This window comes from Achromobacter sp. D7-1, assembly GCF_059760445.1.
Genome location: NZ_JCBAMT010000145.1, coordinates 1 through 8,753 on the forward strand (window position 1 = coordinate 1; position 8,753 = coordinate 8,753).

9 protein-coding genes are annotated in these 8,753 nt (G+C 69.3%); 2 read left to right on the forward strand and 7 right to left on the reverse strand.

Annotated features, from left to right (window positions below; genetic code table 11):
* Positions 1 to 57: 57 nt before the first annotated feature.
* Positions 58 to 1,263, reverse strand: coding sequence for a type II secretion system inner membrane protein GspF (gspF, locus tag AC6LKD_RS31990; RefSeq protein ID WP_498118491.1), 1,206 nt, complete (start codon positions 1,261 to 1,263; stop codon positions 58 to 60).
* A gap of 176 nt (positions 1,264 to 1,439) precedes the next feature.
* Between gspF and gspD the strand changes: the two genes are divergently transcribed.
* Together gspD and gspE are read left to right on the forward strand one after the other, a co-directional pair.
* The gene (gene gspD / locus AC6LKD_RS31995; protein ID WP_498118492.1) at positions 1,440 to 3,812 is read left to right on the forward strand and encodes a type II secretion system secretin GspD; all 2,373 of its coding nucleotides are present in this window, start codon (positions 1,440 to 1,442) and stop codon (positions 3,810 to 3,812) included.
* The gene (gspE, locus tag AC6LKD_RS32000; RefSeq protein WP_013393298.1) at positions 3,809 to 5,236 is read left to right on the forward strand and encodes a type II secretion system ATPase GspE; all 1,428 of its coding nucleotides are present in this window, start codon (positions 3,809 to 3,811) and stop codon (positions 5,234 to 5,236) included. Before gspD ends, gspE begins: the two co-directional genes overlap by 4 nt.
* Before the next feature lie 3 nt (positions 5,237 to 5,239).
* Here gspE and AC6LKD_RS32005 read toward each other — a convergent pair whose 3' ends face one another.
* The 6 genes from AC6LKD_RS32005 to AC6LKD_RS32030 form a co-directional block, all read right to left on the reverse strand.
* On the reverse strand, positions 5,240 to 5,626 hold the full coding sequence (locus tag AC6LKD_RS32005; RefSeq protein WP_013393299.1) for a type II toxin-antitoxin system RelE/ParE family toxin: 387 nt from the start codon (positions 5,624 to 5,626) through the stop codon (positions 5,240 to 5,242).
* Between the two features lie 16 nt (positions 5,627 to 5,642).
* Complete coding sequence (locus AC6LKD_RS32010; RefSeq protein WP_013393300.1) at positions 5,643 to 5,945, reverse strand: type II toxin-antitoxin system Phd/YefM family antitoxin; 303 nt, start codon at positions 5,943 to 5,945, stop codon at positions 5,643 to 5,645.
* 70 nt (positions 5,946 to 6,015) lie between these two features.
* Complete coding sequence (gspN, locus tag AC6LKD_RS32015) at positions 6,016 to 6,768, reverse strand: type II secretion system protein N (RefSeq protein WP_498118493.1); 753 nt, start codon at positions 6,766 to 6,768, stop codon at positions 6,016 to 6,018.
* Between the two features lies 1 nt (position 6,769).
* The gene (locus tag AC6LKD_RS32020) at positions 6,770 to 7,357 is read right to left on the reverse strand and encodes a type II secretion system protein M (RefSeq protein ID WP_498118494.1); all 588 of its coding nucleotides are present in this window, start codon (positions 7,355 to 7,357) and stop codon (positions 6,770 to 6,772) included.
* A complete protein-coding gene (locus AC6LKD_RS32025; protein ID WP_498118495.1) occupies positions 7,354 to 8,346 on the reverse strand; it encodes a type II secretion system protein L in 993 nt (330 codons plus the stop codon). The genes AC6LKD_RS32020 and AC6LKD_RS32025 overlap by 4 nt, the downstream gene beginning before the upstream one ends.
* The coding region (locus AC6LKD_RS32030) for a type II secretion system protein GspK (RefSeq protein ID WP_498118496.1) at positions 8,343 to 8,753 on the reverse strand (411 nt) is incomplete at its 5' end. The genes AC6LKD_RS32025 and AC6LKD_RS32030, both read right to left, overlap by 4 nt.

An 8,753-nucleotide genomic window follows, 5' to 3' on the forward strand; every position in this document is an offset into this window, starting at 1 on the left:
AAGAGACGGGGGCAGAAAGGTTCATGCTGCCCCAACACCCACAAATCATTTCCGCGCTTAACGAATCAGCTGATTCTTTCCCAGGTTCGGGCTCATCACCGCCAGCACGATCAGCAGCACGAATCCCCCCATCAGCAGGATCAGCGCTGGCTCCAGCAGGGCCGTCATGGCCATGGCGCGCCGCTCCAGGTCGCGCGACAGGTTCTGCGCGCCGCGGTCCAGCAGCTCGGGCAGGCGGCCGGTCTTCTCGCCGCTGGCGATCAGATGCACCAGCAGCGACGGAAATACTTTTTGAGCGCCCAGCGACGCCGACAGCGGCGCGCCTTCGCGCACGCGCGCCGAGGCTTCATCCACTGCCTGGCGCAGCACGTCGTTGCCCAGGGTGCGGCGCGCGGCCTCCAGCGCCGTCAGCAGCGCTACGCCGCTGCCTGAAAGTATCGCCAGCGTGGACGCGAAGCGCGCGGCGTTCACGCCCAGCACGAAACGCCCGGCCAGGGGCAGCCGCAGCACGCGCGCATGCCAGGCGCGCCGCGCCGCGGGCGCGCGCAACGCGTAACGCCACAACGCGACCGCGGCCGCCAGCGCGGCGCCAGTGGCCACGCCCCATTCGCGCACATAGTCCGACAGCGCCAGCATGATGCGCGTCAAGAGCGGCAGCTCCTGCTTGGCCTGGCTGAACGCCGACACCACCTGCGGCACCACATAGCCCAGCAGGAAGATCACGATGATCACCGACACGCAGGCCACCACCGCCGGATAGATGAACGCGGTCAGCACCTTGCTGCGCAAGGCGTTGCGTTCCTCGATGTAGTCCGCCAGCTTCTCCATCACCTGCGCGAGATCGCCCGATTCCTCGCCGGCGCCGATCAGCGCGCGGTAGATCTCGGGGAAATCGCGCGGCCGCGCCGCCAGCGCGGTCGACAGCTTATGGCCCGCGCGCACGTCGTCGCGCACGCCGCCCAGGACGGCGGCGATGTGTTTTTTCTCGGCCTGTTCCAGCGTGGCGCTCAGGGCCGCGTCCAGCGGCAGGCTCGCGGCCAGCAGGCTGGCGAGCTGGCGCGTGAGCCAGGCCAGGTCGGCGTCCGACAGGCGCGTGCGCAGCGCGGCGCCGAACCCTTCGGCGCGCGCCGCGAGGGAGGTAGACAGCGGCAGCAGCCCGCGCCCGCGCAGCTGATTGCGGGCGCCGCGCTCGCTGTCGGCGTCGATCGTGCCGCGCACGATCTTGCCCAAGGCGTCGGTGGCTTCGTAGCGGAAGGAAGGCATCTGGAAAGCATCGGCCGCGCGCGTTTGAAAAACGCGCAAAGCCCCGAATTTAAAGGGTTTCAAGGCCGCTACGATGCCTGCGGATTATGACCGTAGTGTTGCACTGTCACCACGTATACTCCGACGCGCTTTCACGTTTTTTCACACGATTTCACGTTTCAGGCACCTATCCCGTCATGCGTCACATTGCGCAATTCAGCCTTGCGGTACTGCTCGCCGCAAGCCAGCTCGGACCCGCGGCCAGCACGGTTCACGCTCAACAGACCGACAATCGCGTCAGTCTGAATTTCGTCGACACCGACATTCCCGCCGTGCTGCGCGCGCTGTCCTTGTTCACGCAGCGCAACTTCCTGGTGGATCCGCGCGTCAAGGGCAAGCTCACGCTGGTGTCGGATCGGCCGGTGGACAGCGCGCAGGCGCTGTCCATGCTGACGGGCGCGCTGCGCTTGCAGGGTTTCGCCATCGTTGACGTCGATGGCGTGACGCGCGTGGTGCCCGAGGCCGACGCCAAGCTGCAGGGCAGCGCCGTTGTGGGAAATAGCCGCCCCGCGCAAGCGGTGGGCGGCGCGCCGGCCGGCGGCGCGGGCCGCGGCCCGGTGCCAGTCTCCGCATTCGCCAAGGGCAGCAGTGGCGAAATGCTGACCCGCGTGTTCCCGCTGAAGTACGAGAACGCGGCCAATCTGGTGCCGGTGCTGCGCCCCATGGTGCCGCCCAACAACCCCATCAATGCCTATCCCGGCAACAACACGCTGGTGGTCACGGACTATGCCGACAACCTGGAGCGCATCGCCCAGGTCATCGCCCGCATCGACGTGCCCAGCTCGATCGACACGGACGTGGTGCCGGTGCGTTCGGCCATCGCCACCGACCTCGCCATCCTCGCTTCGCAGTTGCTGGACACGCAAAGCAGCGACCCCACGCAGCGCATCGCCGTGGTGGCCGATCCGCGCAGCAACAGCGTGCTGGTGCGCTCCGGCAGTCCGGCGCGCACGCGCCTGGCGCGCGACCTGATCATGAAGCTGGACGCGCAGCAGAACCGCGCCGGCAACCTGCACGTGGTCTACATGCGTAACGCGCAGGCCACGCGCATCGCCGAAGTGCTGGGCGGGCTGCTGACCGGACAGGCGAATTCCGCGCCGGGCGCCACGGGCGGCGCCAGTGGCGGCACGGGCCCCCAGGGCGGCGCGCGCACGCAGAACGCGGCGGCGGGCATGGCTGCCCAGGCGGGCCAGGGCATGGCCGGCATGTCCGGTTCGAACAAGGGCGGACTGTCGGGCGAGCAGGAACGCATCTCGCGGGAAGACAACAGCACGCAGGCCGTCTCGTATTCGGCGGGCGGCGCCACCATCCAGGCCGATCCGGCCACCAACTCGCTCATCATCTCGGCCCCCGAACCGCTGTACCGCAGCCTGCGCGAGGTCATCGACCAGCTCGACCAGCGCCGCGCCCAGGTGCTGGTGGAAAGCCTGATCGTCGAAGTCAGCGAGGCCAAGGCGGCGGAGTTCGGCATCCAGTGGATGACGGGCGCCGGCAACATCAACAGCGACGGCACCAGCTTCATCGGCGGCACCAACCTGGGCGGCAGCGGCATCACCGGCAAGGGCCCGACCACCATCGACGGCATCGGCAGCGGCCTGACCCTGGGGGTGGTGAAGGGCACCGTCGACGTGCTGGGCAACAAGGTGATCAACCTGGGCGTGCTGGCGCGCGCGATGGAGAACACCGGCGAAGCCAACATCCTGTCCACGCCCAACCTGCTGACGCTGGACAACCAGTCGGCCAGCATCCTGGTGGGCAAGACCGTGCCTTTCGTGACCGGGCAGTACGTGACCTCGGGCAGCAACGGCAGCACCAATCCGTTCCAGACCATCGAACGCGAGGACGTGGGCCTGAAGCTGAACATCCGCCCGCAGATTTCCGAAGGCGGCGCGGTCAAGCTGGACATCTACCAGGAAGTCAGCAGCATCGACGAAAGCCGCTCCAACGCCACCACCGGCATCGTGACCAATAAACGCGCCATCGATACCAGCGTGCTGATAGACGACGGCCAGATCATCGTGCTGGGCGGCCTGCTGGAAGACAACGTCACGCTTTCCACCAACAGCGTGCCGCTGCTGGGATCCTTGCCCGTGATCGGCTCGCTGTTCCGCTACGATTCGCGCAAGCGCACCAAGACCAACCTGATGGTGTTCCTGCGCCCCTACGTGGTGCGCGACGCCAACCGCACGGCTGGTGTCACCATGGACCGCTACGACTATATGCGCCGTGCGCAGGCGGCGGTGCAGCCAGGCCAGCACTGGGCGCTGCCAGACATGCAGGCGCCGATGCTGCCGCCGCCGGGCTCCGCGCCTTCGGTGTCCAACAACGCCTACGACCTCCGCCCGGAACAGCAGGCCGAAACGCTGCGCCGGCCGGCGCCGGTCACGGCCCAGTCCTTCGCGGTGCGCCAGTATCCCGGCACGGAGTCCGCGCGCGACGCTTCGGAGGCCATCCGCGTGTCGCGCACGCTGATGCATAGCGTGGCCGTGGATCCCGATACGCTGCTATGAGCGCGCACCCCTTGCCTTATGCCTGGGCCCGGGCGCAGCGCGCGGTGCTGTCGCTGCGCGGCGGCCAGGCCCGGCTGACCGTCAGTCCGCGCACGCCGGAATGGGCGGTGCGCGAGATCCGGCGCTGCCACGGCGACATCGAGCTCGCGCAGATCGAGGACGAGGCGCTGGAAACCCTGCTGACCGCGGCCTACAGCCATTCGGAAGACGCGGCCTCGGTCATGGGCGTGGCCGAGAACGAGATCGACCTGGACCGCCTGATGCAGGACATGCCGGAAGTGGCGGACCTGCTGGAGGCCCAGGACGACGCGCCCGTGATCCGCATGATCAACGCGTTGTTTGCGCAGGCGGCGCGCGACGGCGCCAGCGACATCCACATCGAACCCTTCGAGACCCACTCGGTGGTGCGCTACCGGGTCGATGGCACCCTGCGCGACGTGGTGTCGCCGCGCAAGGCGCTGCATGCCGCGCTGATCTCGCGCATCAAGATCATGGCGCACCTGGACATCGCCGAAAAACGCCTGCCGCAGGACGGCCGCATCGCGCTGCGCGTGGGCGGGCGGCCGATAGACGTGCGCGTCTCCACCTTGCCCACCGGGCATGGCGAACGCGCCGTGCTGCGCCTGCTGGACAAGGAGGCCGGGCGCCTGCAGTTGGAGAAGCTGGGCATGGACGCGGGCGTGCTGGCCCAGCTGGACCGCCTGATCCGCCAGCCACACGGCATCGTGCTGGTAACGGGGCCGACCGGCAGCGGCAAGACCACCACGCTGTACGCGGCGCTGAGCCGCCTGGACGCGTCCACCAGCAATATCCTCACGGTCGAGGATCCAATCGAATACGACCTGTCCGGCATCAGCCAGACGCAGGTCAACGCCAAGATCGACATGAGCTTCGCGCTGGCCCTGCGCGCCATCCTGCGGCAGGACCCCGACGTCATCATGATCGGCGAAATCCGCGACCTGGAGACCGCGCAGATCGCGGTGCAAGCCTCGCTGACCGGCCACCTGGTGCTGGCGACGCTGCATACCAACGACTCGGTGTCCGCCGTCACCCGGCTTACCGACATGGGTGTCGAGCCTTTCCTGCTGGCCTCGTCGCTCTTGGGCGTGCTGGCGCAGCGCCTGGTGCGCAAGCTCTGCCCGTCCTGCAAGAAACCCGCCATGCAGGACGGCGCGCGCGTGTTCCACCCGGTGGGCTGCGACGCCTGCAACCATACGGGCTACAGCGGGCGCTCCGGCATCCACGAACTCTTCACGGTCGACGACGAGGCGCGCCGGCTGATCCACGAAGGGCGTGACGAACGCGAACTGCGGCGCGCGGCCGCCGCGTCAGGCATGCGCACCATGCGCGAGGACGGGCAGCGCTGGGTCGACAGCGGGCAGACCTCGCCGGAGGAGATCCTGCGGGTCACGCGGGACGCCTAGGTGCTATGCCTGCCAGCGATCCGGAAAATCGAAGGAAAGCTGGCGGTGATGCCGGATCGAGAGCAGGTAGATCTGGTTCTTGATCCTGGCGTAAAGCATCAGGTAGTGCGCGGACACATACTCGCGCAACTCCGCGTCCTTGCCGAGCGCGCTGAGCTGTTTGGCCAAGCGGGCCGCGCCATTGGCGACCTCCACCGAGTGTTGGGGCCGTCCAAGAAATAAGCGCCCCATGTCGGGAAAGGCCGAAAGGTTCGGGATGATCACCTCGGCCAGCTCGTCGAGCAGCGCGTCGAAAGCGCGTGGCATCCCGGCCTCGGTGAGGAAGGCTTCGATTTCCTCAAGCTGGTGCTCGAAGTTGGCCGTGAGTTTGACGGCGAGTTTGGTGGTCACGATGCCTGGCCGTGGTTCAGCGGGCGGCCTTGGCCGCGCGGCGGCGCTTGAGGGCGGACACTGTGCTTAACGCATCCTTGACCTTGCCGGCCGAAACATCGGCCAGGCCCCGGCTGGCGTCGTCGATCAGCAGCAAGTGGATGCGTTCCTGCTCCAGCCGGTGGTAGTAGTCCAATCGTTCGGCGTCGATCAGGGCAACGTAGCTTTCGCCATTTTTGGTGATGATTTTCTCAGCCCCGGACTTGACCTGATCGGCCAGTTCGGACAGATTGGCCCGGGCTTGGGACAGCGGAATCACATCGGCGGACGAGATGGCCATGGCTGGCTCCTTGGGCTAGATATTTGTACATAATAACGTACATTATCTAGCTGGGCGAGACGCCTCGAAATCAGCTCCCGAAAGTCGCAACATCCCCCGAACGCCTGCCCAGCGCCGACAACAGTCCATCCAGCGCCGCACGGTCGGCCTCGCGCGCGGAGCCGGCGTAGGTTGCCTGCCCCTGGAACTTCAGGCCGCCGCGCCCGCCCGCGCTGCCCTGGCCGGTGACGTCCAGCAGCCCGCTTTCGGTGCTCAAGGCCAGTGTGGCGCCGGACTTGCCGCCTTGCACCCGCAGCAGATACGACCCCACGGGCGCCACCGGCGTCAGCGCGGTGCTGGCATTGCGCCAGCGCAGTTCAGCCACGGGGCCGGCCGGCAGAGCAGCGCCCAGCCGCAGCGGCTGCCAGCGGATTTCCAGCGTGCCCTGGGGCGCGATGGTGTTCCATGGCGCGCCCAACGCGGACAGGATGGAAGCGGGCGCGCGCAGCGATTGGGCCGGCACGGATACGCCGTTCCAGCGGGGCGTGGCGCGCAAGGGGCCTTGCAGCCAGGGATGCGAGATATCCAGGGCGAGCGCGTCCCAGCGCCATTGCCATTGCACCGGCTGCGGCAGCATGCGTCGCGCGCCGGGTGGACCTAGCGCGATCCAGGCGCTGCCGCGCCACAAGGTGCCGCTGGCGTCGGCCAGCGCGACCGGTGCTTTGTCCGGCAGCACGGCCAGCAGCCAGCGCGCGGGCAAGACCGTGACGGCTGCCGCGGCGGCACAGGCGGCGCCAGCCAGGAGCAATGCGGCGGAACGTTTGGAAAGCCGGAAGCCTGACATCTCAGCCGCGCTCCGGCGCTTGCGGGGTCATCAAGTTCACTTTGCCGTTGACCAGGCCGGGCAGCGGCCGCCCGTTGATGTTGGCGGCGCGGCTGAGTTCCACCTCCTTGACCGCCAGGCCCCAATCGCGCGCCGCCCCATCCAGCCATCGCAGCAAGGTCGAGGACGGCGCCTGTTTCAGGGTCAGCAGCACGCCGGGACCGCCCTCGGGCTCGCCCAGCGTCCATAGTTCCGGCGACAGCCCGGCCCGTTCCAGCGAGGCGGCGAGTTCGGCTGCGCTGGGCATGGCGCCTGCCGGGGCGGCGGACTTGCGCCGCAAGGCCGTGGCCTGCGCGGTCAGGTCGGCGACCGTGGCCGCCTGGCCGCGCAGCGCAGGCAATTCGGCTTGCAGCTTGCGCAGCGTGTTCAAGGGCGGTTCGATCAGCGTGACGAACACCAGCGCCGACCCCAGCAGCAGGCCGGCGGCCGTGACCAGCCGGCGTTCGCGCGGCGCCAGCGCCTGATAGCGCCGGCCGGCGCGCGCCAGGGCGGGCGCGAGGGTCTTGGCCAGCGACTGTCTGGCGGCATGCAGGGCTTGCGGGAGTTTCATGGTTGCGCGCGCACGATGCGCCAGGTGTTGTCGTTATCGCCGCGTTCGAGCTTCAGGCCCAGGGCGGCGGCTTGCTGGATCAGCGCGGGCGTTTCCGCCACGCGCTGGGACTGCTCGCCGGCCTCGGCCAGCTGTAGAGTCAGCGCCTGTTCGGCGTAGCCCAGGCGGGCCACCTTGTCGGCGGCGAAGGGCAGGGCCTGGGCCGCGGCGCGCGCCAGGGGCAGGAAGTCGGCGGCGTTGGCCGCGCCCCGGTTGGCCTGCAGCGCGTCCAGGCCCTGCTGCGCCTGGCGCGGCGGGTCCAGCACCACCGGCAGGTCGGGAAAGGCGGCGAGCCCCCGCGCGCGCATGCCCTCGCGCGGGGCGTCGGTTTCCGATTGCAGTTGCGAGGCGTACAGGTCCAGCCCGCCTATCCACACCAGCGCGGCGGCGGCGCCCCAGCGCCAGACGGGGCGCCAGGCCGAGACGCGGGCCGGCGCCAGCTGGGGCATGGCCAGCGACCACGACGGCGTGGGCGCCTGCCAGCGCGGGTCGGCAGGGTCGCGCAGCGGCGCCGTGCTGTCGGCGCCCAGGGTTTGCGGCGCAATCAGCGCGTGCGCGCGCAAGCCCTGGGCATTCAACAGGCTCCAGGCGCGGCGCACGGGTTCGCGCGCGGCCCAGGCCAGCGGGACGCTGCCGTCCGCGGCGCGCGGGCCATGGCCGATGGCCAGCGTATCCAGGTCGCTGAGCACCAGCGGCTCCAGCGCGCTGTGCACCGCGGCCGCATAGCGGGCGCGTGCCACCGCGGGGATTTGCACGCTGGCCGCGATCACGTCGGCGGGATGTAGCACGGCCTCGCAGGCGGCATGGGGATAGGCATGGCCGATGGCCTCGAGCGTCAGTTCGCCCTGGCGCGCGCAGCGGCCGCGCCGGTCAAACCAGGCATACGGTAGGAGAGAGCCGGCACCGAACTCGTCCAGCGGCGGCAGCGCGATGCGCAGTAGGTTCTTCAAGGAATTTCTCTAGTCCATAAGGTGTCGGGGGCGGCGGGCGGCGAGCTGCGCAGCAGCGCCTGCATGGAGATGCGCGCGCGCTCGTAGGCCACGATGCCGCTGGCCAGGAACCAGCCGCTGGTGGTGACCACAGTGGGCGGGGGCGTCTTGACGCCCGCGCCGGCCAGGCGGTTGGCGAAATCGCCGGCATTGTTGAACCAGTTGCCGCGGTCGCGCTCGCCCGCCAGGGAGCGGGCCTGGCTGAGCGACAGGCCGGGCGCCAGCGCCGCAAGCACTTCGGCGGGCGCGGTATTGACGTTGACGCTGGTGGCGACGGGCAGCACCGTCATCGTGCGGCGCAGCTCGCTGCGCACTGCCGGGTCCAGCGCCAGCAGGGCCGCCACTTCGTCGACGCCGCGCGGCAAGGG